Source organism: Prochlorococcus marinus str. SB (genome assembly GCF_000760115.1).
GTDB lineage: Bacteria > Cyanobacteriota > Cyanobacteriia > PCC-6307 > Cyanobiaceae > Prochlorococcus_A > Prochlorococcus_A marinus_D.
This window is the reverse complement of the sequence record NZ_JNAS01000002.1, coordinates 1,054,863-1,080,303: the sequence shown is the minus strand read 5'-3', so window position 1 is coordinate 1,080,303 and position 25,441 is coordinate 1,054,863. Positions and strand designations below refer to the sequence as shown.

23 protein-coding genes and 1 tRNA gene are annotated in these 25,441 nt (G+C 27.3%); 8 read left to right on the top strand and 16 right to left on the bottom strand.

Annotated features, from left to right (window positions below; translation table 11 throughout):
- Positions 1-13: 13 nt before the first annotated feature.
- Positions 14-1,018 carry a sugar transferase gene (locus tag EV02_RS09115; RefSeq protein WP_193742649.1) on the bottom strand — a complete coding sequence of 335 codons (1,005 nt, stop codon included), beginning with the start codon at positions 1,016-1,018 and terminating at the stop codon, positions 14-16.
- A 515-nt stretch (positions 1,019-1,533) separates the two neighbouring features.
- On the opposite strand from EV02_RS09115, the gene EV02_RS00755 reads away from it, so the two are divergent.
- The 3 genes from EV02_RS00755 to EV02_RS00765 all read left to right on the top strand — a co-directional run bounded on the left by EV02_RS00755 (position 1,534) and on the right by EV02_RS00765 (position 3,593).
- Complete coding sequence (locus tag EV02_RS00755) at positions 1,534-2,076, top strand: hypothetical protein (RefSeq protein ID WP_032520290.1); 543 nt, start codon at positions 1,534-1,536, stop codon at positions 2,074-2,076.
- A 3-nt stretch (positions 2,077-2,079) separates the two neighbouring features.
- Complete coding sequence (locus EV02_RS00760) at positions 2,080-2,736, top strand: hypothetical protein (RefSeq protein ID WP_032520289.1); 657 nt, start codon at positions 2,080-2,082, stop codon at positions 2,734-2,736.
- Positions 2,737-2,810: 74 nt separating this feature from the next.
- Positions 2,811-3,593 (top strand): archaeosortase/exosortase family protein, encoded by a 783-nt coding sequence (locus EV02_RS00765; RefSeq protein ID WP_193742648.1) that lies wholly within the window; start codon positions 2,811-2,813, stop codon positions 3,591-3,593.
- A gap of 29 nt (positions 3,594-3,622) precedes the next feature.
- Here EV02_RS00765 and EV02_RS00770 read toward each other — a convergent pair whose 3' ends face one another.
- From EV02_RS00770 to EV02_RS00795, 7 genes are read right to left on the bottom strand one after another with little or no spacing between them, the layout of a single operon-like run.
- Positions 3,623-4,885 (bottom strand): lipopolysaccharide biosynthesis protein, encoded by a 1,263-nt coding sequence (locus EV02_RS00770; protein WP_072014641.1) that lies wholly within the window; start codon positions 4,883-4,885, stop codon positions 3,623-3,625.
- Positions 4,886-4,940: 55 nt separating this feature from the next.
- Positions 4,941-6,305 carry a hypothetical protein gene (locus EV02_RS00775; protein WP_152556889.1) on the bottom strand — a complete coding sequence of 455 codons (1,365 nt, stop codon included), beginning with the start codon at positions 6,303-6,305 and terminating at the stop codon, positions 4,941-4,943.
- A 43-nt stretch (positions 6,306-6,348) separates the two neighbouring features.
- On the bottom strand, positions 6,349-7,461 hold the full coding sequence (locus EV02_RS00780) for a hypothetical protein (protein ID WP_032520285.1): 1,113 nt from the start codon (positions 7,459-7,461) through the stop codon (positions 6,349-6,351).
- Positions 7,458-8,660 (bottom strand): glycosyltransferase, encoded by a 1,203-nt coding sequence (locus tag EV02_RS00785; protein ID WP_032520284.1) that lies wholly within the window; start codon positions 8,658-8,660, stop codon positions 7,458-7,460. Before EV02_RS00785 ends, EV02_RS00780 begins: the two co-directional genes overlap by 4 nt.
- Complete coding sequence (locus tag EV02_RS00790; protein ID WP_032520283.1) at positions 8,660-10,006, bottom strand: hypothetical protein; 1,347 nt, start codon at positions 10,004-10,006, stop codon at positions 8,660-8,662. Before EV02_RS00790 ends, EV02_RS00785 begins: the two co-directional genes overlap by 1 nt.
- On the bottom strand, positions 10,003-11,097 hold the full coding sequence (locus EV02_RS0108935; RefSeq protein ID WP_152556888.1) for a glycosyltransferase: 1,095 nt from the start codon (positions 11,095-11,097) through the stop codon (positions 10,003-10,005). Before EV02_RS0108935 ends, EV02_RS00790 begins: the two co-directional genes overlap by 4 nt.
- Positions 11,098-11,110: 13 nt before the next feature.
- On the bottom strand, positions 11,111-12,214 hold the full coding sequence (locus EV02_RS00795; protein WP_080724862.1) for a polysaccharide biosynthesis/export family protein: 1,104 nt from the start codon (positions 12,212-12,214) through the stop codon (positions 11,111-11,113).
- A gap of 90 nt (positions 12,215-12,304) precedes the next feature.
- On the opposite strand from EV02_RS00795, the gene EV02_RS00800 reads away from it, so the two are divergent.
- From EV02_RS00800 to EV02_RS00815, 5 genes are all read left to right on the top strand, one after another.
- Positions 12,305-14,707, top strand: coding sequence for a GumC family protein (locus EV02_RS00800; RefSeq protein WP_052043494.1), 2,403 nt, complete (start codon positions 12,305-12,307; stop codon positions 14,705-14,707).
- Positions 14,707-15,180, top strand: coding sequence for a dual specificity protein phosphatase family protein (locus tag EV02_RS00805; protein WP_032520281.1), 474 nt, complete (start codon positions 14,707-14,709; stop codon positions 15,178-15,180). Before EV02_RS00800 ends, EV02_RS00805 begins: the two co-directional genes overlap by 1 nt.
- Entirely contained in the window at positions 15,180-15,329 is a 150-nt protein-coding gene (locus EV02_RS09645; protein WP_193742647.1) for a hypothetical protein, read from the top strand. The genes EV02_RS00805 and EV02_RS09645 overlap by 1 nt, the downstream gene beginning before the upstream one ends.
- Positions 15,330-15,455: 126 nt before the next feature.
- The gene (locus EV02_RS00810; protein WP_152556887.1) at positions 15,456-16,379 is read left to right on the top strand and encodes a hypothetical protein; all 924 of its coding nucleotides are present in this window, start codon (positions 15,456-15,458) and stop codon (positions 16,377-16,379) included.
- A gap of 455 nt (positions 16,380-16,834) precedes the next feature.
- Positions 16,835-17,275: a hypothetical protein gene (locus EV02_RS00815; RefSeq protein WP_032520279.1), complete on the top strand. Its 441-nt coding sequence runs from the start codon at positions 16,835-16,837 to the stop codon at positions 17,273-17,275.
- 741 nt (positions 17,276-18,016) lie between these two features.
- On the opposite strand, the gene EV02_RS00820 is transcribed toward EV02_RS00815, so the two are convergent.
- From EV02_RS00820 to ftsH, 8 genes are all read right to left on the bottom strand, one after another.
- Positions 18,017-18,655, bottom strand: coding sequence for a hypothetical protein (locus tag EV02_RS00820; RefSeq protein WP_152556886.1), 639 nt, complete (start codon positions 18,653-18,655; stop codon positions 18,017-18,019).
- Between the two features lie 147 nt (positions 18,656-18,802).
- Positions 18,803-19,429, bottom strand: a complete 627-nt coding sequence (locus tag EV02_RS00825; protein ID WP_032520277.1) for an acyltransferase family protein — start codon at positions 19,427-19,429, stop codon at positions 18,803-18,805.
- A gap of 110 nt (positions 19,430-19,539) precedes the next feature.
- Positions 19,540-19,770: an acyltransferase family protein gene (locus tag EV02_RS09860; protein ID WP_032520276.1), complete on the bottom strand. Its 231-nt coding sequence runs from the start codon at positions 19,768-19,770 to the stop codon at positions 19,540-19,542.
- Between the two features lie 842 nt (positions 19,771-20,612).
- Positions 20,613-21,344 carry a class I SAM-dependent methyltransferase gene (locus EV02_RS09110; protein ID WP_052043493.1) on the bottom strand — a complete coding sequence of 244 codons (732 nt, stop codon included), beginning with the start codon at positions 21,342-21,344 and terminating at the stop codon, positions 20,613-20,615.
- Positions 21,345-21,765: 421 nt separating this feature from the next.
- Positions 21,766-21,838: transfer RNA gene (locus EV02_RS00835), tRNA-Ala, on the bottom strand.
- 65 nt (positions 21,839-21,903) lie between these two features.
- Positions 21,904-22,521, bottom strand: coding sequence for a transcriptional repressor LexA (gene lexA, locus EV02_RS00840; RefSeq protein ID WP_032520275.1), 618 nt, complete (start codon positions 22,519-22,521; stop codon positions 21,904-21,906).
- Between the two features lie 57 nt (positions 22,522-22,578).
- A complete protein-coding gene (gene argF, locus EV02_RS00845) occupies positions 22,579-23,505 on the bottom strand; it encodes an ornithine carbamoyltransferase (protein WP_032520274.1) in 927 nt (308 codons plus the stop codon).
- A 28-nt stretch (positions 23,506-23,533) separates the two neighbouring features.
- Entirely contained in the window at positions 23,534-25,396 is a 1,863-nt protein-coding gene (gene ftsH / locus EV02_RS00850) for an ATP-dependent zinc metalloprotease FtsH (RefSeq protein ID WP_032520273.1), read from the bottom strand.
- Positions 25,397-25,441: the final 45 nt, after the last annotated feature.

Genomic DNA, 25,441 nt, shown 5'->3' with positions numbered 1-25,441 from the left:
TAAAATTTTTTTATTATATAGATTCTGAGCCTGCCATATTAATGACACTTTTAACTGTTTTAAAAAATATTAAAAAATCTAAAAACAAAGATTGATGTTTGATGTAAAACAAGTCATATCCAAGTTTTATAGATGAGTCAGATACAGATGCTCCATATCTATAACTGACTTGTGCATGTCCACTGATACCAGGTTTTATAAGATGTTTTAAATTATAAAAATGAATTTTTAATTTTAAATCTTCTTCTATCTCAGGCCTCTCAGGCCTTGGTCCTATTAAACTCATTTTGCCTTGAATAACAGAAATTAATTGGGGGATTTCATCCAGTCTCATTTTTCTTAAATATTTTCCAATAAAAAGAACTCGTTTATCATTTTTTGTTGACCATTGAGCCCCGTTTTTCTCAGCCTTTTTAATCATTGTTCTTATTTTATAAATATTAAAAAGGGAACCATGCTTGCCAACCCTTATTTGTTTATAAATAGTTGGGAAACCATCATTAATCAAAACTAAGAAATTGATAATTATAAAAATTGGAAATATAGTAACGAATAATAAAACGCTAAATGCAATATCAAATATCCTTTTAACTGAAACGTTTATTTTATTAAAAAGAGAATTTTTTTCTGATAAATTAAGAGTTAATTTAAATTCATTGATTCCATTAATATAAATATCATGAGGTAATATTTTAATTTCCTTTTCTAGCCACTCTTCTAAATTTAAGGTATTCCAATATCTATTTATAGTATTTTTTTGAATAGAGTAGTTTTTATAGTTCACACCATCGCTTTTAATTATACCCAGACATAAACGATAGTCTATTTTGTTTATTTCGTCGCTTGAATATATGTATTTAATTTTTATTTTCCTTTTTAAAAGACTTAATAAGTTCTTGAGATATTCAACTTCATCCCTATTGCCCCAAAAAACCCAATAAAACTTATCAATAAAAAATTTTTTATAAATTCCAAAAGAAACCGTTTTTACGAGTGACATCACTAAAGTAAGTTTCAACAATGATGAAATTAAATAAAAATAATCTGGAGAAGCAAGGATGGATGAATCAAAGGAAAAAGGTATAAAAGAAATTAGAATAAATAGTAATGAAAAAGACGAAAACTTAATTTCTGCAAGACATGTCGAAAAGAAGCCTTTTGTTGATAACTGATCATACCTTTTAAAAAGATAACTAAACAAAATCCAAGAAGAATAAATATATAACAAGATTGGAATTTCAAAAACAACATTACCGATGTCTTTACAGATCCAAATAAAGTACTTAAATAAAAATAAATCTAGGAATAGAAATATCAAAAAGAAAACAACTTTTCGATAAGTAGGTTTTATTGATTTTAAATTTGTATAGATCATACTTTGAATGAATAAAATAATTCCTTTTAAAACATTAATAAATCTATATAATCCATAAAATGTAATAAGTAAATAAAGCCTTTAATTATTAAACCAATACAAATTTACAAAACTTATATAAAGTGTGATATTATAATGTGAAATTCTTATTTTATCCAGTGTCAAGTAAATTTTGGCAAAAATTAATTTTTTTAGGAAGTTGTTTATATCTGACTAGTAATAGTCCTGCAAGGGCGTTAGTTACTTATCCTCTACAATATTCTGACAGTGGATCTATGACACTTTCTGGCTCAATAACAATTGATGAAACTAATCCGGAGGCACAACAATCTAATACATTTTTAGTTATGCCTTCATGGGTTACATCTTTAACAATTAGTTTCTTTGATGGAAGTAGTACCACTAACTTTTCAAAAAGTGATTACGCTGCTATCAGATGGGTACCCAATAATCCTAATAATGTTAATTACTCAGCAGATTTACTTCCTCAGTTTACTAACATAAACTTTATTGCTATCGACAGTGATACAACTCCTGATGACTCAGGTACTCCTAACGAAATGAATATGACTACCGGCGAATTTACATTACAATCTACACCTGGACCTCTACCGATACTTGGTTTTATACCTTTCATAACTTACTCACGCAAAATTAAACGTAAAATACAATTTCATAAAGAAATTACTGCAACAATTTAAGATTTGAGAAGTTATTTAGTTGATTTAACCTACAAGACTTTAATTTTAGCTTTTATAATAGTCAATTTCTTTAATTTTTTTCCCATAAACATTTTTAATCCAATATGGATAAATAAAATAACAAGTAATTTTGTTGATACTGCTTCTTTACCATTCCTAGGTTTAATCATTAAGGTTTTTTTCACCATAAATCAAAAAAAACAACTCGATGCAGAAGGAAAAACTGATTCTGATTCTAGTGAAATTTATTACTTAAAGATTAGAAAAATTATTAATAAATTAATTATATTTTTTATTTTGAGTTTAACTATATGTCTAATACAAGCACTAAACATCTTTAGGGGTATTACATTTATTGATTATCAAAATAATCAAGCTATAAAAGAAATCAATTCTCAAATTGACAATATGTCTGAGAAAGCAAAGCAGAACAATGAAACAAATTCTCTTAATCCTGATTATGAAACCTATTCATTTGAAATTGAAACAGTACCGGAAAAAATAGAGATTGCACGAATAAAAGCTAATAGGATGTTATCTATTAAAAGTAATGAAGCGAAAATAAAACTTTTTCAGATAACCATAAGAAATATAATTTTATCTATTTTATGGAGTACCGCTTTCTTCTTAACATATAGGAAATTAAATAGTTATGAATGAAATTAAATATTTTCTTAAAAAAAATTGAAACCTATTTTATTGCTTGGTTTCTTTTATACGCTTTTCTTGTAGGGGTGAACATTTTAATAAATTATAAACTCAAAACAACAGGTGATACCCAATTATTTAACTTATTAATTTGGATTAGCATTTTTTTATCATTAGAAGATCAAAAACGTAATCTTTATCCAGATATTTCTAAAATCAATTTTGCAATTTCACTGTTTTTTTTAGTCATAATTATTTTTCAGTTGAATTCTATAAGTATAGAAAATAACAATTATCTATATTTGCTACCTTTGGAAATAAGTTTTATGATGGCTTTTCTTAATAAAAAAATTAACAATTTAAGAATCTTTATCCCATCTTTTATTTTTACTTTTCTATATGCATTAAGGCCAGTAATTCTAAAATTATTTGATCCTATTTTTGTAAACATGACTTCATGGTCTAGTTGGATAGGATTAAATATGGTTGGATTTAAGGGGGTTTTTTTAAATAATTCAAATGAAATAATTCTAAAAACAAGCGGAGTAAAAATCTATAACGGATGCAGCGGAGTTGATATGATAGTATTCACTTTGAGTATTTTGATTGTTTGTTCAATAATATATCCTTTTCCAAAACCAAAGATTAATATTTTAATTTTTGGTTTTGGAGCAATTCTTTCATTTTTTATAAATGTAATCAGAATTTGCTTATTAGCTTTTTTTAATAACTTAGATTCAAATTTAGGTTCAAAGGCTTTTGAATTCTTTCATATATCTTATGGAAGTCAAATTTTTCATATAATTTCCATAATTTTATCTTTAACAACATATATGTTTTTTTTAGAAAGACAGCTTTCTAAAAGCTAAACTACATACCTGAAATTAAATAAATTTTTTCAACTTGCTAATGCAGTATCTTTTGCAATTCCTAAGGATAAGTTTATTAATATATTAAGCAATAATTGAACCAAAAAAGTTATAAAAGTTGCAATCGCCGCTCCTTCCGCATATAAAAATGAACATAAAATAAAAGTTAGTAAAATATTTAGAACTGATATAATTGAATAAATTTTAGAAATATAATTTGTTTTATTACTCTTTAACAAAAATGATTCGAAGATTAAACTTGTTCCATAAAAAATATATCCCAGTATTAGCCAGATAATATATTCAGATCCGCCTTGGAAATTAGAACCTAAAAAAATCCTTGTTATGGTTGAACCGTAAAAATTAATAAAAATACTAATTCCAATTAAAGAAAAAATGTAAATTGGGAGAATATATTTTATATTTTTTTTAAAATATGAAATATATGTATTATTTTTTGACTTAAAAAATTTAGGGTAGAGAATTGTAGTTAATGTCCCAGCCAAAACCAAAATAGGGAAACTGCATATCGCATAGTTTGCAGAATATTTGCCGACAATTGCAGTGTCTGAATATAAACCGAGAATAATTCTATCACTAATATTTATTATCCAAAGCATAAAACCAGAGATGTATAAGGGCTTTATGAAGTTTTTAATATCACTGTTAAATTTTACATTCAAAGAATTTTTTGTTTTAGTATAACCCTTCCTTAATTTCTGTAATATTACAATAATCAACAAAAAACCTAGAGTATAACCAATAAGAATTGATTCAACAGATTTAGCAAAAATAAAAAATAGTAATCCCGCAAACGAAAATTTAAGAACCTCTTCTAAAAGTCTTAATTCCGATGAAAGAATAAAATTTTCTTCTGAATCTATTACTGTCAATTCTAAACCTCTATCAGCAGTTAATTTGTAAAGAATAAATGAAAAGAAAAAGAGATGAATTCTAAATTCCAATATATTAGCGAAATCTAAAACTAAAAGAAAAGCTAATATTATGAAAAATGCTTTAATATTTGATTCTTTTTTAAGAGTATATAAAGTCGATTTCAGGACGTTCTTTTTAGCATTATTAACCTGTTGAGGTATCAAGCTTAGGCTTGATTGATAAAGAGGGTTTAAAAATAAATTTGTTAATAATGAAATAACTACCATTATTAAAGAAAATTTACCGTATTCAATTGGTTTTAAAATAGTAGTAAAAACCTTAGTACTAAGAACCCTTACAAAACCCAATAAAAGACGAAAGATATATAAAAGTATTGTATTTTTTAATAATTTCAATTATTCGATATATACTTTTACAATCATAAAATATATTAAATTATTAACCATTAATTTAATTATTATCCCTTAATTTATGAATAATCTTTCTATTAAAAAATTTTATTAACCAAAAAAATAAAGAAACATATAACATCATTCTTATTGCTCCCCTAGGTTCCCCGTGCATCATTGTGTAAGCAAACCCGGCTATAGCTATAGGATAAATTATACTCGGCACAATAAAAAGCAAATTTTTATTTATCTTTTGGCTTGCAATAATACGATTATAAATCAATCCAAAAAAGATCCCAGCAAAAATAAAAATAAAAAATCCAAATGAACCAAAACAATCATAAGAAAAAGGAACTAATGGAACAGGAATGCCTGAATATCCAATTGTATTGAAGTAATTTTCAAAGAAGAAATTGGGTTTGAAAGTTTTTGGGAGCAAAAATGATGGTATTGGATTTATTTGATATAAATAATCAGAGATTGGTCTTTTTACTCCTTTAAATTTCAAATTTATAACCTGAGTAGTCATAGGCATTGGTCCTCCAGTTTCCATTGTCAAAGAATATGGATTTTTCATTTTGTTTTTTATTCCATAACTTACGGCGGAAGGAATATTTAATAAGCCTGTTTTATTATAAATTCTTCCACTAGAGTTAATATTTAAGAAAAATATTAAAATCATAGGAAGTATTAATAACTTTAAAGATTTTCTAATAGAAAAATTTGACGAAAGAATAAATGATAAAAAGATTATCACAGCAATTTCTATAAACTTTCCCCTGTCAAAATAAAGTAAATTACCTATGTAGGAAATTATTAATATTATCTTGGATTGAACAGGTAATTTAAGATTATTTCTCTTATAAAAAATAGCAATTGATAAGAATCCACTTCCTATACCTGCAAATCTGGAAATTAATATAAGATTTACTTGAATATAATCAAGAGCAAATTGATTGGCAAATCTGCTTGTATCACTATATAAAATTGCAACAGGGCCACCCAGATAATAAATATACGAGAAAATCCATATTACAAAAACCGCATAGAATATCCATCTACCAAAACTATATTTTGAAAACTTTAAATACTCAAGCCTGTAATATGATTTACGAAAATATCTTGAAATAAATAAACCCAAATTAAGTGATACATAACAAAGTAAGCTGTATGCTAATGCTACGGGGATTAAGTATTGAATGTTTCTTACATAGAAAACCTGCTTATTCAATATAAAAGACTGGAAATATGGCCCAAAAATCGATGTGTAAATGAACAATAATCCTGATATTAGAGGGAAAGACCATAATTTAAGACGATTTAAAGATTTTTCTCTCCATATAGATAAAGTAAAAACTGATAAAATTAAAATTGCATAAATATGAGGACCTAAAGATAAAGCTATTTGCAATCTTACTGTACTCAATAAAGAAAAAAAGAATATTCCGAGATAAGCAATAATTATCATTTTAATCAATTAAATTTTTGTAGTATTTTTCAAAATTTCTTATTGAAAAAAGTTTTTTAAATATTAAATAGGCATTTTCGCTACAATTTTCAAAATTCTGATCAAGGTATCTAGCTGCAGAACTTAGGGCATTATTATCAAAATCATAAGGCAACAAAAGTTCTTCATTATCAATGAATTGAGAAAAGGCTTCAATTCTTCTAGCTATGACAGGGGTTCTATAAGAATAAGCCAACGGTAATACTCCTGATTGGCTAGAAGTTTTGTGAAGAATTAATATTGCTTTACTTTTAAGAATTGCAGACTTAATATGCATCTCATTCAAATTATTTTTTTTAATTATCAACAAATAATCTTCCCAACCTTCCTCAAGTAAATCAATATATCTTTTAATTGGAGATCTTGTAATTATGCAAAACTGAATTGGCCTTACTAATCCATTAATAGAGGCGTTAACATACCTTATTATTTCATTAGGATTTTTATCTTCATTAATATTACCAACAAAAGTTAAATATTTTCTTTCAGAAGATTTTACATTTTCAAGTTTATCTTCCAGTAGTATGTTTGCCTCGATATTTTTTTTTAAATGTTTCTTAAAATTTTTCCTAAGTATCTTTGTTCCATTAGGAGATACAGTTATTAATTGGTCACTTATATAGATGTTTAGAAATTGAATAATATTAGAAATTCCATAATAAAAGAACCCTAAAAAGCCATAATTCTTTAGTTCAGAGAGGGTTTTGCAAGGTTCATGCAAAACAACTGCGGTTTTAGAACTGCAAAAATATTTCACAAACAATAATAAGGGCACATTCACTGGATGACAGTTATAAATAAGATAAATAGAATTTGCATACTTGTTATTAATCTCATTTTTTATAATAAATAAAAACAATTTTGCTGGAAGTAAAAATTCAAAAATTATTCTGAGTTTACTATTACCATTTGTTAATCTGAAAATAGGAAAATTTCTTAAATAAGAAAGATCAAAAAATTTTGAAATTAAAAATGTTACATTAAAATTCTTTTTTTTAAATTCTCTTCCAATTAAAGTAAACTCTTTTTCTAATCCTGGGCTATATTTTAAGGAACAAATAAAAATTCTTTTCATAAATAATTTTTTTTAATTTGCTGATACATGATAATAGTTTTTTTTGCTACGTTTTTTATTTCATAAAGATCTTTGAACAGTTTTATACTATTAACACTCAATTCTTGAAGTAATTCTCTATTTAATATATATTCTTCCAATTTCTTTGCAATTGAAGGTGGATCCAATTCGCAAATAATACCAGCTCTATAAGCAATTATTTCTCTGAAATTAGCTAACCCGTATGAACCTAATATTGGAAGCCTTTCAGATAACGCTTCAATAACACTCATACTTACACCCTCGGTAGAACTGTTTAAAATTAAAATATCAGCCAAGTTATAGTAAAAATAAACATTATGGTGAGGAACACCCTCTAGCCAAATTATATTTGAATTCAAATTAAATTTTTTTATTAAAATCTTAACTCTTGTAGCATATTCAGAATCTTCAATATTACCTACAATTAAGAGTTTAACTTTTAGTTTCTTTTTTATTAATAAGGCAAGTGTTTTAACTGTTATGTCTAGATTTTTCTTAGGATGAATTCTTCCTAAATAAAGCAGAATCAACTCATCATTAAGAAGTTTATAATTTGACTTAAAGTTTTCAATTTCAATTTTTCTTTTAGGATCTTTATAACTAAAACAACTAGTTGTTCCATTTGATATTACAAAACTATCCCATTTCTTAATTTTATCAGATTCTATTTTTTCTCCCTCTGATAAGTAATGAATCTTAGTGGCATTCTTTATACTATTTTTTAAAAAAGTATAATAGAAAAAAATCTTAACTAATTTATTACCTACTAACCTTAGAGAATCGGCCATCAAACTTGAATGAGGAGTAATAATATAGGGAATAGAATTCTTTTTACATACTCTGGAAGCTATATAACCCGTCAACTGCCAACAAGCTGAAATATTTACAATGTCAAACTCAGAAATTGAAATTTCTAATTGCTCTATAAGATCACTAGAATAAAATGCTTTTCTATTTAAAATTGAGTTTTTGAAGTACATAATATTTATGCCATCCTTTGAAATTAATCTTTTTAAATCAACATCTGTACAACCTTTATTTCCATCAAAATTTGTAGTATAAATTGTTATTTTACTTCCTTGCCTTGCTAACTCAATACATAAATTTTTTGTTGATGTAACAACACCCCCTGCTGACCATGCAGGTTCAAAACAAGGCGTAATAAACAAAATATTCATTAAAAAATTAAATCTAATACTTTTTTTATAGTATTCTCAATTTCTTCACTAGAACTAATAATATATACATTCTCGCAAAGATAATTTTGAATAATTAATTTTTCTATACTTTGTTGCTGATATTTTATTTCTTCAAAAGATAGCTCATTTTTTCTTGATTTTATGACTTCAGGATTTGATTTTAGAAAAAATAAATAATCCGGTTTAGATAATAAATTTTTATATAAAAACTTAAAAATTTTAAAATGCTTTAAATAATATTTTTGTATGAAAAAGTCATACCAAAACCTGTCAGCAATAAGAATTGTATTTGTTCTTCTCACAAAAAAGAGAAAGAAATTTCCTAATAAGAAATCAAATAAATAATATAAAAGATAAATATTAGTCCTTAATTTTCCAATTTTATTCTTTTTTAAATGATCATTTATCTTTAAAGTGAAATCATATTTTTCATCTTTAAAAATATTGTTATTTCTTTTAAGAAAAACCTTAAGATCTGGCAAGAAAGAGTATCTTCCATGAAAATACTTCTTTTTTTTGTAAATAGTTTCAATAAAGAATGATTTATCAAGTAAATATTCTGAAATAGTGGTTTTACCAGAACCATCAGGTCCAATAAAAACTATAAACTTTCCCTTCTTTGAAATTGAAAATTTAATTTGGTAAAAAAGATACTTAGAAAACAAAATTATAGTATTAAAGACATTTTTCTTTAAATAAAAAAAGAAAAATAATCTTATTAACTTATTTGAATTTAAACTTTGATAACTTCTTGTCTTTAAAATTTCTTGAATCATATTGGATATATGACTTATCAAACATGATTGGGTAATGTTAATATCAACATTTTTTAATTTTTCTCTGAATAATGAAAATTTATCCTTTTTCAAAATCCCATTGTGCAATAATTCTTTTGTTAAGGTCACCTCTAACTCATGTAAAGGTTTCGCAATTTTTATTCCTCTATACTCAATAAAATTATTAATTATTTTTTCTAAATGAGCAAATCTTAGGCCCTTATAATCAAGTTCTGTCCATATATCAATCTTAATTACGTCAATAATTGCATTAGAAGTAAAAATTAACTGTAAAAAATTATATTTTTCATTAAATTGAATTAGTTTAAAATTAGAATTATTAGCAGCCTTATAAATTTGATCCAAAGATATATTTTTATCTCTCTTTACAATTCCTAAATCAATATCATTACTTATTGCATTTGGTAATTGTTCATATCCTCTTAGAACAACATATCCTATTTTTTTTTGGTTGAAAGAGGAAAAAATATTATTTACAAATAATTTCCCTTCCCCAGATAATTCTCTAAACTTATATTTTGTTTTCATAAACAATTTTTATTAAAGTTATTAAATGAATAAATAATTTTTTCAGATATTATTGAAGTTCTATATTTATTTCCAACTTCTAAAATAGAATTGCTTTGATTAATGTTAAATAAAATTTTTTTTATTAAATTTAAAGAAATTATAAATTCATTGCGAAAAAAATCATTGTAATAAATATTTTCCAATTTGAGATCTTTTATGCATTCAAGATTAGAAGTTAAGATAAATTTTTTGCGAGCATTAATCTCCAAAGGAACTAATGGACAATCAACAGTATTTTCTAAACTTCTGTATGGCAAAATAAACAAATCTACCGAGTCAATTAAAATCTTCAAATCATTATCTATTTCTTCAACATTCTGATTATGAATATTTGCCCTTATATATTTAATATATTCATCTTTTTTTAATTCCTCCTCTAGCTGTAGTGAAAAATTATCATTTTCCCATGGATAAGAATACATAAAAGTCTCAATATTTTTGAAGTCCGGAGAAGTGTTTATTTCTTTAAATAATTTGTATGCAATATCTGCACCTTTTGAGTAATCAAGTCTTCCTAAATAAGCGATTCTTTTTTTATTTGATTTTTTTTTCTTTGAAATTGAAGAATAAAAAGAATCATCAACTGGTAGATTTATTTCTATTGCTCTTGAAAATTCTTTTGGGAAGGATTTTCTTATCCTTTTTGATACACAAAAACACAACCCATTAAAAAAAAAGCGATTACTTACAAAAGTTAGAAATCTTTTTACATCACTTGTGATGTAATTGAACTGTACCAAATGATAGTACGTCTTTAAAAATTTTAAATTTTTTTTTATTAGTAGGCTAACTCTATCTCTTTTTTTTAAATAGATACATAAGCAATGTTTTATATTATTACTAGAAAGAAAGTCTATGGTTTCTCCAAAATCACAGAAACCATAATTTACAATTTTTTCTGAGAGATATTTACTAAAATTATACTTGCTTCCATAACTTAATAAATAGACTTTATGGCCCATTCTCTCAAACTCATAGGATATTCTTCTAATAAATGCATCTGTTCCTCCAACACCATTAAAAGATCCAGCCTCAATATGAAATAACATCGCTATATTCATTTTAATTTGTCGTTAACTTAATCAGAGACCATAAAGAAATTATTCCTGTCGCTGGTTTTGTTATTTCTGTAATTGAATCAGTTGTTTTTGCTAAAAGATTTTTAGATACCATTACTACATCTCCATTTTGAAGAGATGGATTTTGTTTTAAAGATAATCCATTAGAGTAGTTAAATTTATATCTATTTTTACTGACAGTACCGTTCCTGTTAACTCGTACAATTTCAATACCTCCTTTATTAGATCTAAAATCTTTTAACCCACCTGCATTCAATATTCCTTGAGCAAGAGGAGTTCCTCTTTTTAGTTCTATTTGACCAGTATTATTAAATTCACCAACAAATGTAACTTTTATAAATGGAGAAGAAAGATTAACAGAAGCAATTTCTAGAGATTCACTATCAATTACTTTTGCTTTACTAATTAAAATAGAATCTCCGTCAAATAAAAGAGGATTATTTTCTTGATTTCCATTAAAAATTAAGTCGTATAAATTAACTTCAGTTTCTTTAAATCCTCCTATATTGTGAGGCAATTTTCGCCTTATTTTTACATTTGTTATGTTTGCAGAATCTGTGATCCCCCCAGACACTCTTATTGCATCAACGACTGTAGGTAGTAATGAGGATTGACTATTACTTTTATTAATTAAATTGCCCGTCAAAGTATATAGGCCAGGATTATCAACTTCACCAATTAATGTTACTTTAATTGGTCTTTTTTGAATTAACATCAAGTCAACCAAAGGGTTTATTAATTGATTTTTGAGAGATTCAGTAATTAAGTTTCTTGCCTCAGGAATTGTGAGCCCTTCTAATTTAATTTTTCCAATAATTGGAATATAAATATTACCATCATTAAGAATTTGAGTAATCAAATTATCCTCAGGTGTATCAATATAAGTCAATTGAATTTGATCTCCTGGACCAAGTATATAGTAACTTTCTTGGAGAATTGAGATATCTTTTCTTACCTCTTCAAGATCAATATTTTTTTTATTTAGAGTATTAATTTCAGAAGCAATAGAGCCATTAATTATTATGAAAAAGATGCTAAAAAGAAATATTTTTATAAACTTTATTTTATAATTAAAAAAGTTAATCATTATGTTATGAATCGTAAATCAATAATAATAAATCTTTAAGATGAGTAAAATTTGACAGTATGATTAGAATAACATGATAGAAGTTGAATTTTGGAAAATATAAATAATAACTATTCTAAATATACAAAATCAAAAAATTCATATGGTAACGATTACGATAACTCTATAAGAAATAAGGAATACGAATTTAAAGATTTTCTAAAGGCTATTAATAGACGAAAAAAAATAGTTATTAGTATTTCAATAGCAGTTTTTACGTCAACATTATCAATTAGTATATTTCAAAGAATTTTTTTTCCTATTTATATAGGTGACTTTTCTATGTTGATATCTGATCCCTTAAACAATAATAAAAATAATAGTGCTAATTCAATTGGTGGTGTTTTTGAGCAACTAGCTTTAAATTCTACAGACAACGATCTTCCAACTCTCATAGAATTACTAAAAAGTCCAATATTATTAAATCCTATATCTAAAGATTATGGAATACCTTTCAACAAGTTTTCAAAAAGTTTAAAAATTTCCACTCCTGGAGGATTAAGAACGCAATCTATGGCTCAAGGAGTATTAAGAATAAGTTTTAAAGGCGAAAATCCAAGGATTGTTAATAGTATGTTAGTCAGTATCAGTAAAGCATATTTAAAATCAGCTCTAGACCAAAAGCAACAAAGATTATCTGATGGACTAATTTTTCTTAACAATCAATCTCCTAAACTAGAAGGAAAGAACAAACAAGTTCAAAAAGAACTCTCTGATTTTCGAGAAAGAAATCAACTTATAGAACCCACTGTAGAAGGACAAGAACTGAAAACAAGATTAGATTATTTAGAAAATGAATTAGATAATATTAAAAACGAAAGGGTTAAATTAAATAATCTTTTAAATAGCATTGAAAATGGATCACTTACAGCTTATGGATTTAAACAAGCAATTACAACAGACTTAAATTTAAACGAAAGGATACCCACGGAGGGAGTATCATTCATTAACCTTGATTTAGAGTTATTGGATCAATATATACTTGTGAAACAAAAACTTGCAATTGCTAGAACAAAATATTTAGAAGATTCCGAAATAGTTAAAGGTTTAAAATACAGAGTTGAACAAATAGAGCCAACTTTAAAATCTAACCAAATATCTGCACTTATTTCGGCACGAGAAATAATAGATAAAAACATACAAAATGCAAAAATAAAAATCAAATCCTTAAAAGAAAAATTTGAAAAACAACCTAAGTTAATAAGTGAATACAAAACACTGCAGCAAAAGGCTTTGTTGGCAGCAAAGAATTTAGAGGGTTTGTCATCTGCAAAAGAAAAGTTTCAACTTGAAATTGCTCAACGATCCGTACCATGGTCAATTATTGCTCCTCCAAAAGTTTATCCAGTCCCAGTTTCTCCAGATATACCTTTAAACCTATCTCTTAGCTTAATCTTTGGTCCCGTTCTCGGCCTAATAGTAGGTTTAATCAGAGATAAAGTTGATCATGTTTATCATTCACCAGATGAAGTAAAGGAAAATCTAAATTTACCGCTTCTAGCTGAACTACCTTATATTGAATCATTTGTTAATCTAAGGGAAAATAATGAATCTATATTTAACGTTGAAGATAAATTAAATGCAACTAAAAATGAGAAATCATCTGAATCATATTTAGGATATCAACGATTTTTTTATCAAGAAGCATTCAGAGGAATGTATACCTCTATTAAGTTTATAAATACTCAAAACTCATTAAAAATTTTATCTATATCAAGTTGTATACCTTCTGAGGGTAAATCACTTATAAGTACTATGTTTGCTAAAACCATATCTGAATTAGGATTAAGCGTGTTATTAATTGATACTGATCTTAGGAAACCTCAAGTTCACGCTAGATTGGGTCTTGATAATTTAATTGGCTTTTCTAATTTATTAATTGATTCCTCAGATAACTATAAAAAATATATACAATCTGTTCCAACTCAAGATAATTTTGATGTCATAACTTCAGGTTCAATTCCTCCTGATCCTACAAGGCTTCTAGGTTCTGATTCAATGAAAAAATTTATTGAGACAATTAGATCAGAAAATAAATATGATTATGTAATTTTAGATACCTCCCCCATCCTAAGCATTTCAGATTCAACTCTTATTGCTCAATATTGTGATTCATTATTAATGGTTGTAAGTTTAAATAATGTTGACATGGACTTACCATTACTTGCAAAAAACAAGCTAAAGAAAACTAACAGACCACTTATTGGTTTCGTTTCTAATCAAATCAAAAAACCAAAAACATTTTCTAAAAATAGGTATTACGGTTATTCTAATTATTCAAATAATTATGGATATAATTCAAACTACATTTCCTACTACGCTGACAATAAAATCAGAGATAAATTTACTAAAAGAAATTTAACTTTTGAAAATAGTAAAGATAATTTTTTAATCTCAAAAATTAAAAAGTTTCGTAATAAAGTTTTAGATTTCATTTCTTGGCTTGATAGATAATGGAAACTATTAAAAGAGAGTTTATATTCAATTGGCTTTTACAAAATGAGATAGCTTTGGGTAATGCTCCACTTAATAAAAAAAATATAGATTTCCTTAAAGAAAAAGGTATAAAAGCAATCTTGAATTTATGTTATTCGATTGAATATGTACATCCAACAGATATTTTTGTGGATTTTGAATATAAGCATTTAGAATTACCTGATCATAGATCAAGTCATAAAATTTCAAAAAAACAAATTTTTGAATCGATTGAAATAATAAAAGAAATAAAAAAAAAAGGGCCTACCTTTATACACTGTATGCAATCTATAGAAAGATCTCCTTTGATTTGCATGGCATGGCTTATTTGCGAAAAGAAATTACCTTTAGATAATGCTTTAGAGTATTTAATGAGAATACATAAAACAACAAATCCAACCAACGAACAATTACTATTGCTTAGAGAAATATCATTAAACAATAAAATTTGATGCAGAAAAAAATAAAACATACTGAAGCTTCAGCAAATAAATTAGTTGTTACAATTACTGATTACATATTCTTTAAATCAAATATTGAAGACCTTTTTTCATCTGAATTAAATTCAGAAGTCTTTACATCGAATAGATATTTAATTTAAATCAGATCAATGAATCAAAATTTATTTTTTAAACTTTTAAAAAATTTTAAAATATTCTTTGTATTTTTTTTATTTACTCTATCTACTTTGGTTGAATTAAAATCAAAAAATAAGTGGGAATATAATATGGAAAATTTAAAACAGCCAGTATTAAAATGGAAATATTCTGAAGATAATTTTGATAAAACCATCAATAAAAAAAATTTATCTAAAAAAACACACAAATATTCTGTTATTAAGGGAATTGGACAGGGTATAACTGTGAATAATTATCCTTACCCAGAAATTTCTAATTATGTGCCACATGGTTTTGTTGAGGATAATTTTAAATCATCTACTATTAGCATTCGTACATTGAATAAAACAAGAGGATGTCATGGTGACCTGAGCCATTGTGCGGACGCAATTTTAAATATTGATTACTTCCCTATTAAAAAAGAGAATTATAGTTTAGGTTTTAAACATACAACACAAAGCTTATCAAGTAGAGGAATAGAAAATGATAAAGGAACAAAATTTGGCGAAGCTCAAAGTCTTGGATTTAAATCTGCTTGGAAACTAAATCAAAATTGGTCTTTTGCAATTGGGGGAGAAAATGTCATTCATTTTGATAAAAAGACAGATTTAGGCAGAAATTACTACTTAATTTTTAGTACTTATAGAGAATTAAATGATTCTCAAACTCCATCTATATTATTTTTTAATTCAGGATTTGGATCTGATTTCTACGGATACAGAGGTAATGGTTTTTTGGGAAGAAGTAGTTGCCTTGGTAGTAATACTTTAACTGGTAATGAGACAAATAAATGTCAGTGGGGTCCAATTAGCTCTATTAGTCTTGCTTTTAACGATAGAATCTCAGTAAATTCTGAATGGTTTGGATACGGTTATGGGATAGGCCTAGGAATAAGACCTTTTAAAGATTCAAGCGTTTCAATTTCTATTTATGCCACTGATTTTATTCCTGGATTTCCAGACTATAATCAGAAATCATGCATAGATAACAGTTGTGATACGCGTTTATATAGCAGCTTAAGTATTTCTTTTTAAGAAAAAAAACTTCAATATCTATCTTTTATATTGTTAATAACTTAAATTAAATTTCATTAAAATAATAATAAATTATTTTTACTACATTTTTATAAACAATTAAAAAATAGACCAGTAATATTAATTACATCATTTGAATCAGAGGTCTTAGATCCATAACCTAAATTTAAAAATTTCAAGCATAGATAAGAAAAATATGTTTAAAAAAACAATTTGAAAGTTACTTTTATACATTTAATTTCAAACAATTGGATTAATAGAAATTTGATTTAAAAAAAATCTATAAGTTTTAAAAAATGCTAGAGGGATTATTATTTTCAAATTTTAAATAAAAGCAAAAATTTTATAGTTATCTAGAAATTTGTAAAATAGAATACTTAATTAGTTTTAAAAAAAATAAAATTTTCTTATTTTATATTTTGTGTTAATATTTCTTTAATTACAAAATTACAATAATGAACCTAAATAAAATTATTTTTGCTTCATTTCTTTCCTTAATACCATTCCAACAAGTATCAATTTATGCTTCGGAATTATTATTAGCAAATGGTGATGACACAATTGAAGAAGTTAAAGTAAAAAAAGTTAACAAAAGAGGTAGTTTAGTAATTAAATTTTGTAATTCCTTAACTGATTATTCTGGATACGTAGAAGTTCAAAATCAAAAATTCTTAATTTCAGATGCTGATGTAATTAAAAGAAAAAAAATAGTTTGGAAAAATACAAATTTGTCCAAAACAAAGGGTGATAGTATCAAGACAGATAATCTGTTATCTGAAGGTAAAGTTATTACAGATGGAGATTGTCCAGTTGGTATCTTACCTCTATTAGTTATAGGGGCAGGTATTGCTATTGGAGGATCTGGAGGTGGATCAGGAAGTAGTTCAAGTAACTAATCTAATTAATTTAAAGTCTCTTGCTGATAATCTTATTAAATAAGAAGATATCCAAAATCAGTTAATTGAAGGTCTATTAGGATCTTTAAATTAACCCTAATTTTTATTAAAAAAATAAATATTATTTACGAAATTTTAATTATTACATATAGTTTGTAGATTTTCTCAATACATCCTCTTTAAATTTTTTTAATCCAGCTTCCAAAAAAATTTATTGTTAGATACAGTCCTTTTATATATTTATTTCTAGCAAAATAATTATACTTTAATAAAATTTTTATAAAAGATTTTTAAGCATACTCTTTTCAATTACCTTCTATATCCACTTTGATTAATGCATTTACATTTTGTTTATATAAAGATATAAAACTTTCCATTCTTATAGATTCTACTTTACAAAAATTATTTGTGGTTTTGAATATATTTTTATGATGTGAGCCATGACTATTTTCGTGGTTTCCATATTTATTATTTTGGTATTCTGGAATGAAAAAAGTTACTTTTGGAAGCTAAGCAGTAAGCTTTTTTAAGATATTAATTTTCTTTTTTAAATATTTCTAAAAAAGAAGTATTTGCAGGATTTGCCTCAAGGATAATTGATTTTTTGGATTTTCTACCCATTAATAAATTACATTTAAAAATAAATGATCTTTTTATAGACCAAAAATCTTATTGAATATATTTGATTTTGTCAAAATATTGGCAAGTCTTTCAGCGCCAGCATAACTAAGATGCATCCCATCAAATGTATAGACTTGGCCATCCTGAGATGTTAGAATTTTTCATTCCATTTTCATCATTAAATGCACATTGAGAATCAATAAAAACTAATGGATTATTGTTTGATTTAAATTTAGTTGTTAGGACATCATTTTCTTTGCAATAATAAGAATCTATATTTTCTATTTTAAAGTTAGCTCTTTCACTCAATTGCTTTTTAAAAATTACTGGAGTTATATTCTTAGCAAATAATTCCCTAGTCTTATACCATATTATTTTATTTGAAAAGTTTTTGTATTTACCCAAAAGCTGCTCATCAACTTTGAAATCTAAATTACCTTTATTTTCTAATTGAATGATAATTATATCTGCTTCATTTAAAATCTCTTTTTCTTCAATTAATGAACGATGATAAGAATAATTAAAGTTTATTTCATCATTCCTAGAATCTATTATTTCTAATGAGTTAATCAAATCTCTAGTTATGCTATTCCCAAATAACAAAATATTTACTTGATGAACTTCATTTTTAATTTGTTCGTCATTATTAAATTTTGGAAACTTTTTTTCAAGATAAATATATGGATGATCTGTATATCCTTTCCCCCCCAGAAATCCAGCTGGAGGTTTTCCATCCAACAGCATATAAGGAAATCTCAAAACAAAATAACCTTTGTTAAAAAAAATTGGTACATTTATTAGTAAAATTATTCCTGATATTAAAAGAAGAATTTTAGGGTTAAATATAAAAATTTTTCCTTTTTTTAAAGTATAAAATATCCTTCCTTTCTCTATGAGCTCATACATCTAAAATCCTATTAAAAATGATCCAAGAACCAAGTAGAAGGTTTCTAAAGTATTTAGACCATTGAAGGAGTTTAGCCTTGTAAATGCAAGCAATGGTTGATGATAAAGATATATCGCATAACTTGATAAACCAATATAAACAAATACTTTTGAAGAGAGTAAGTATGTAGATACTGATTTGTTTTCACTAGCGCAAATAACTAAGACCCCAATCAGTGGAATTAATAAAAAAGGATTAGGTGCATATCTAGAAGTTTCTATTGGTATTGCTATTGGAATAATTACTATCAATAAAAAGCAAATATTAGTAATTGAATTTGTAATCCACTTTAAATTTTTCTTTGCTAGATAAGCAGCATATATACCAATTGCAAATTCCCAAAATCTACCTATGAGAAGTAGATAATTAGCACTTTGGAAATATATTGCACCAAAACCACTTGCAATTAAACTTATAAAAAAAGATAATAAAAAAACTTTTTTTATAAATTCTTTAGATATTTTGAAGCGTTGAAAAAAAGAAAAAGTTATAGCTATTAGAAAATAAAATTGTTCTTCAAGTCCTAAACTCCATGTATTAAATAATGGCTTAAATTCGTTGGAGAAATTCCAATATCCACCTGCCAAGTAAAGTAAGAAATTATTAGCTCCAATTAATGTTGCAATAGAACTCTGGCTAAAATTTTGAGATGATCAGGATGCATAGTCATCCATGCTACTGGTAGGCAAACCCCAACTCAAGCTAGCATTTGAGGGTATAGTCTAGTTATTCTTTTAGACCAAAATTCCTTGAAAGAAAATTTATCTTCGTCTAAAAAATATTTTTTTGATATTACAAAACCACTAATGGCAAGAAAGTAATCAACTCCTAAGTATCCATTTGGGAATGTTTTTGGAAAGGCATGATAAAACACTACTGCTATTATTGCAATTGCACGAAGACCATCAATATGTTTAATTCTTGTCAACTTATTTAATTTTTAATAACTTTACCATTAATTTTAATTACTGTATCTAATTCAGCGAAACAAATTAATTTATGAAATATTTATTTAATAATATTTATAAATTGGTTTTTCTTTAAAAAATAAAGTGTCAATTTGAAGAAGTTTTCCTTTAATGTTACCAGTTAACCCTGGATAAAATAACCAAATTTTAAATCCTTTATTTTAAAAAAAATTTTTGATTTCAATCTAATTTTTTGGGCATTATAAAGTTCTTCAATCAATAATTCGCATTAAATTCTCTTACAAATTGGCAGACTTATTACTGAATCTTCACCCCAAGGATATCCCATTCTTACCCTTGAGTATCTATTTTGACAATAAAGTTATCCTTTAAATTTAAGTCTCAAAAAATTTTTTAATCTATTTATCTTTACTTTTTCCTTATCAACATTTGATGATTCTTAAGCTGCTTTAATGTGGGCCAGTATGATAAGGAAAACTAAAGAAGAATATAAGTTTTCTGAAACGTTTATTTCAATAGTTCCCTCAAAAGCTCCAACTGTCGTCCTTGGAAAATAGTCCGTAATTTGTCAATTTTTGAATTTTGTTTTAGGAGTTTGTAGGCATTAGATATTTTTCAAAACTTTAGATTGTTCCATGGGATCCTTTTCTTTTAATTTTTATTTTTCTACTCTGATTTCTTTTAAAACTTTATCAATTATTATCTAATGAATTAAGTTTATTAATTTCCTTTTTGCTTATGATTCATTTTCAATTCTAACTCAACTTTATCTAGTTCATCTTTGTTTATACTACTTATTTACTAATTTATTTTATTCAAGTTATTAAAAATAATATTATATTTAAAAAATTTTTCTGGCCTCCATATAAAGTGAATTTGGCTTATATTCCTCACCTTGATTATTTAGGTCCAAACCATATCTTCCCCAATCAGCAATATCACTTGTTAGGAAGGAATGAACTTTAATTTCCTGAAAACTAGCATCTAACAAAAGATTTTTTAAATTAAATTGATCGTACATCCATTGATGAGTTTCTCCTCTCTTTCTTGCATCTCCAAAAAATAAATTTTCAATTTTTCTTGGAAATTTTTTCTGTTTTGAGGTGCCTGAACACTCTCTCCTAACTGATTGCTCTATTATGTCTGCTACAAAATTATCATGCAATATTCTTGAGTTGTTGCATTCAAAACATTTATTATAATTTTTGATATATTCAGAACATAAATAAGAAAAGTTCGGTACCACAATCCTGATTATACCCTGAGGTTTTAGAACCCTAAAAATTTCGTTTAAAAAACGAGGTACATCTTGCCTGTCTATATGTTCTAAAACGTGGGAAGAATAAACAGCGTCAACACTGAATTCCTTGAAAGGGATGCCTTTTCTTAAATCATGGACTTGAATATTATTAGGTAATTCTTTAAGCCTTTTTATACGATTTTCTCCTAAAAAAAATGATGCAAATCTCATAAGATTATTTTTTCTCAATCTTAATAAAATAGACCAGTCTATATTAACTATATCTTCTGAATCTGAAGTTTTAGCTCCACAACCTAAATTAAGGATCTTCATAACTTAAACTTTATAGAGACTATAAATTATTATAGATACATCTTAATTTTGCACAATGAAAAATCTTACTAATATTTTTATAGTTGTTCTTTTCTTTTAGAAATTAGAAAAAAGTTGGATAGATATTGACCTATAGATTTTTTTAAAATATTGTTCAAAAACTTAACCTTTATTTCAGTAATGGAACAAGCAAGGAGTTATTCGTGCTTTATATCTTCTCGCAATTTCTTTTTCTAAATTAGCTTTGTATAGACCGTAAGAATTAAAATACTAAATACCCCTTTTACCTATACGCAAGGGTTAAAGCTCACAGAGTTCCTCGCAGAGAACACATATTGATACATATTTAGGCACTAAGATAAATATTGTATTCTTGTTTATTTTCATAGAAACAAATTGACATAGCTAGCGTAAATCCTAATGGAGCCAAGCGGACTCGAACCGCTGACACCCTGCATGCCATGCAGGTGCTCTACCAACTGAGCTATGGCCCCACGACTTCAAATATACCAATTTAAACTTTGATATTTATATTTTCAAAATATGAATTTACCTAAAATTAAACTTTTCGCCAGACAGCTAATAATTTTCCTTGAAAAACAACTTCATCTAAATTTAACTCGATTGGTTCATACTCTGGATTTGCTGCTTCAAGAAATATTTTTCCTCCTCTCTTAACAAAATACTTTAAAGTTGTACCTAATCCTGGAACCATTGCACTAACAATAGTTCCATTCCTAAGAGAATATGAATCTTTAATAGGCTCCATCAAAACCATATCTCCATCTGCAATATATGCATCTATCATAGAATCTCCATTAACGGTAAGTGCAAAAACATTTTTCTTTTTTAAAACATCAGAAATATCCAAATTATCTTGAACATCAGAATAAGTTTCAATTAGTCCTCCTGCTGCCACAGAACCCATAATTGGTACTCCTTCTATAATTTCATCTACTATCTGCATAGTTCTTGCTTTACCCTCTTGCCAAGAGATATATCCCTTTTCCTGCAAATGTTTTAAGCGACTTTGAATTGGAGCAGGAGATTTTAATCCCATAGCTTGCATCATCTGCCTAATGGATGGGCTATGTTGAAAGTTTTTCATATAATCTTTTATCCATCCATAGAGCTCATTCTGAGCTTGGGTAAGATCGTCCTCTGAACAAGTTTCCATAAAACAAATGTACTCTAATACATTTGTACCCTTTTATTAATTTGTTCGCAAGTATTCCTACTGGAGAATGCAAGATAAAAGAGCTTGTTGAGCATGCAATCTATTTTCAGCTTGATCAAAAATTCTACTTTTATGACTTTCGAATATTTCATCAGTTATCTCTTTGGATCTATACGCAGGAAGGCAATGAAGAATAATTGCATCTTTATCAGCCTTACTAACTAAATCACTGTCAATAGTAAAACCATTAAAAACTTTTTCTTTTTCATCTTTTTGATTTTCTTCTCCCATAGATGACCAAACATCTGTATAAAGAACATTTGCTCCTGAAACAGCAGTATTGGGATCATCAGTAATCGTCAATAAATTCTTATTTTTATATATTTCATATGCTTTGTCTATCAACAACGAGTTAGGTTCATAACCTTTAGGACATGCAATCCTAATTTCAACACCTAATAAAGCTCCACAAAGAATAAGAGAATTAGCGACGTTATTCCCATCTCCAATAAATGTCAAAACTACATTCTTAATATCAATAAACTCTTCTTTAATAGTTAGAAAGTCCGCTAAAGCTTGGCAGGGATGTTCCAAATCTGTAAGGGCGTTAATAACTGGTTTTGAAGACCATTTTGCATACTCCTCCAAATCAGATTGTTTATAAGTTCTAATCGCAAGAACATCACAATATCTACTTAAAACTCTTGCTGTATCTTTAATTGGCTCTCCCCTCCCAATTTGGGAAGTAGTGGGATTCAGATCAACTGTAGTGCCACCAAGCCTTGACATTGCCACTTGAAAACTAACCCTTGTACGAGTAGAGGCCTTATCAAAAATCAGTCCTAAAACTTTATTTTTTAATTCGATATTTAAATCTTTATTTTTAAAGTTATTAGCGATTTCTAAAATATGTAAAAATTCCTCACTTGAAGTATCCAAGCTTGATAAAAAATTTTTGTTAGCAAGCTTGATTGGCTTTAGCATCTAACTTTCCATGAAAACGTAAATTCTACTATGCAGGCATTTTACTTTCTGCCAAAAGAGTTTTGAGTTCATCCCCTTCTATGACTTCTTCTTGAAGAATTTTTTGAGAAATCGATTCAAGAAGAGATAAATTATTCCTCAAAATATTAAGTGCTGTTTCGTGTGCATCATCAACTAAATCTCTAACCTCTTTGTCTATTGCTTGAGCAGTAGCATCACTTACAGATCTTCTTGGGTTGTTTCCATTCCCTAAAAACTGACCTCCACCTTGTTTGTCATAAGCAAGGGGTCCAAGAATATCACTCATTCCGAATGTACCAACCATTTGTTCTGCTATGTCAGTTGCTCTTTGTAAGTCATTTGAGGCTCCAGTAGTAATCTTTCCAAAAACAACCTCTTCAGCTGATCTTCCTCCAAGAAGTGTAGCTATTTGTCCTTTTAATTCCTCTTTAGAATTCAAAAATCTTTCTTCTGTTGGCAATTGAAGAGTATAACCAAGTGCACTCATACCTCTTGGTACAATTGAAATCTTGGCAACTTTTGAACCTCCTGGCATTAGATGACCAACTATTGCATGACCGACTTCGTGATAGGCAACAACTTTCTTTTCATCATCTTGCAAAACACGACTCTTCTTTTCCAATCCCGCCACAACTCTTTCAATAGCTTCGCTAAGGTCTTGTTGTTCTACACTTTTCCTTTTAGCTCTAGCCGCAAGTAAAGCAGCCTCATTTACCATGTTGGCTAAATCGGCTCCAGCGAACCCGCTAGTAGCTTGTGCAATAGAGTCCAAGTCAATTGAATCAGCTAGTTTAACCTTTTTGGTATATATCTCCAATATAGTTTTTCTACCAGACAAATCTGGTCTATCAACTAAAACTTGTCTGTCAAATCTTCCTGGTCTAAGAAGTGCAGCATCGAGGACTTCAGGCTGGTTAGTAGCAGCAAGTACTATAACTGGCTTATCAGCTGAAGCAAATCCATCCATTTCAGTAAGAAGCTGATTTAAAGTTTGTTCTCTTTCATCATTACCGCCAACGACCCCCATAGATCCAGAACGACTTTTACCAATAGCATCCAATTCATCAATAAAGATAATACATGGAGCTTTTTTCTTTGCTTGTTCGAATAAATCTCTTACTCTTGCAGCACCTGCACCAACAAAAAGCTCGACAAATTCAGAACCTGAAATTATAAAGAAAGGAACTTCTGCTTCTCCCGCAACAGCTTTCGAAAGAAGAGTTTTACCTGTTCCTGGAGGTCCCACAAGAAGTACCCCTTTTGGTATTCGCGCACCGATATCTGTGTATCTCTCAGGTTTTTTTAGAAAATCAACTATTTCCGTTAATTCATCCTTAGCTTCATCAACCCCAGCTACATCAGCAAATGTCACTTTTGATTCATCATCAGGCACGTAAACTTTTGCTTTACTTTTAGTAAAACTAAGAGCACCCTGAGCACCTCCTCCACCCATACTTCTTCTGGCGAAGAATTGTAAAACAAGAATAAAAATTAAAGGAGGAACAACCCAACTCAATATGGTTGAGAAAAAATTAGGTTTTTTGGGAGGTGCGGCAGCGAATTCCACCCCTTTACTCTCTAACCTTTGTGGAAGGTCCATATCAAAAATTGGGGTTGTTGCTAAAACAGAGGGTGCACCTTCTTCAGCTCCATTTAACTCATATCTAATTTGTTCTTGAGTGATATAGGCACGCTTAACCTCCCCATCATTAACCTGATCAATAAATAATGAGTAAGGGACTCTTGGTATTTGCATATTTTGGTTAGGGAACAGGCTACTAAAAAGAAGTAATGCTCCAACTCCTATCAAAATAATATTTACAATTCCAAATCTTCTATTAGGTTGATTATCATCCTGTCTTATTGGCATAGTTGTTAACAAATTTGCTTTTATTATAAACTAAACGATGAATTT

Bases quoted from the DNA above. Each gene is read 5' to 3' on its own strand.
- argF (WP_032520274.1), bottom strand. From the start codon at position 23,505: ATGCTAAAGCCAATCAAGCTTGCTAACAAAAATTTTTTATCAAGCTTG.
- EV02_RS00790 (WP_032520283.1), bottom strand. From the start codon at position 10,006: ATGAAAACAAAATATAAGTTTAGAGAATTATCTGGGGAAGGGAAATTA.
- ftsH (WP_032520273.1), bottom strand. From the start codon at position 25,396: ATGCCAATAAGACAGGATGATAATCAACCTAATAGAAGATTTGGAATT.
- EV02_RS00815 (WP_032520279.1), top strand. From the start codon at position 16,835: ATGAACCTAAATAAAATTATTTTTGCTTCATTTCTTTCCTTAATACCA.
- EV02_RS09110 (WP_052043493.1), bottom strand. From the start codon at position 21,344: ATGAAGATCCTTAATTTAGGTTGTGGAGCTAAAACTTCAGATTCAGAA.
- EV02_RS00785 (WP_032520284.1), bottom strand. From the start codon at position 8,660: ATGAATATTTTGTTTATTACGCCTTGTTTTGAACCTGCATGGTCAGCA.
- EV02_RS09645 (WP_193742647.1), top strand. From the start codon at position 15,180: ATGCAGAAAAAAATAAAACATACTGAAGCTTCAGCAAATAAATTAGTT.
- EV02_RS00805 (WP_032520281.1), top strand. From the start codon at position 14,707: ATGGAAACTATTAAAAGAGAGTTTATATTCAATTGGCTTTTACAAAAT.
- lexA (WP_032520275.1), bottom strand. From the start codon at position 22,521: ATGGAAACTTGTTCAGAGGACGATCTTACCCAAGCTCAGAATGAGCTC.
- EV02_RS00795 (WP_080724862.1), bottom strand. From the start codon at position 12,214: ATGATTAACTTTTTTAATTATAAAATAAAGTTTATAAAAATATTTCTT.
- EV02_RS00780 (WP_032520285.1), bottom strand. From the start codon at position 7,461: ATGAAAAGAATTTTTATTTGTTCCTTAAAATATAGCCCAGGATTAGAA.
- EV02_RS00810 (WP_152556887.1), top strand. From the start codon at position 15,456: ATGGAAAATTTAAAACAGCCAGTATTAAAATGGAAATATTCTGAAGAT.
- EV02_RS0108935 (WP_152556888.1), bottom strand. From the start codon at position 11,097: ATGTTATTTCATATTGAGGCTGGATCTTTTAATGGTGTTGGAGGAACA.